General features: G+C 44.5%; 1 protein-coding gene. It reads left to right on the forward strand.

All coding sequences use genetic code 11. The features are described from left to right. Nucleotides 1-697: response regulator (locus tag R7040_RS26700; RefSeq protein WP_318097618.1), on the forward strand; the 697-nt coding region annotated here is incomplete at both ends.

A 697-nucleotide genomic window follows, 5' to 3' on the forward strand; every position in this document is an offset into this window, starting at 1 on the left:
TTGAGATCTCTCCTTGCGAACCGGGGAAAGTGGAATCAGGACATAGGCACAAGCTCAATTGCAATGGTTTGAAGGCCTTGATAGTAGAGGACAATCGAACCAACGCCATCATTATGGAAACCTTCTTAAGAGCAAAGGGCTTTGAATGCTCAAGTGTTGAAAATGGACAGCTAGCGGTAAATAAAATAGCTGTAGAGCCGTTCGATTTAATATTGATGGACAACCATATGCCTGTCCTTGACGGAGTTGGGGCAATCTCAGCAATTCGCTCCATGAGCAGCGCTGCGAAGTCGGTACTGATATTTGGTTGTACTGCAGATGTGTTCAAAGAGACCCAAGAGCGCATGTTAGGCGTAGGCGCAGACCATATCATTGCTAAACCAATAGTGGAGTCCGAACTGGATGATGCTTTGTACCGACATGCCGATTTGCTGTATCAATATCAAACCAAGCAAAATCAACAAGCATTAGAAGTGTTGGGAACCGATTCTTTGCTGATTAGCTTTTATGTCGCTCTAGATAATGGCAATCTCGGAGACGCGCTTGATGCGCTGCTTGCTATAATAGATAGCCTTCAACCTAATACAGATGAGGTATTGTCGGAGGTAATCACTAGGATTAAACGCGATCTACTGCGTCAATCTCCACCCGAACAGGAAGATATAGACACATTAACTATGTTACTTGCTACGCCGTA

It is taken from the genome of Vibrio sp. 1069, assembly GCF_033340555.1.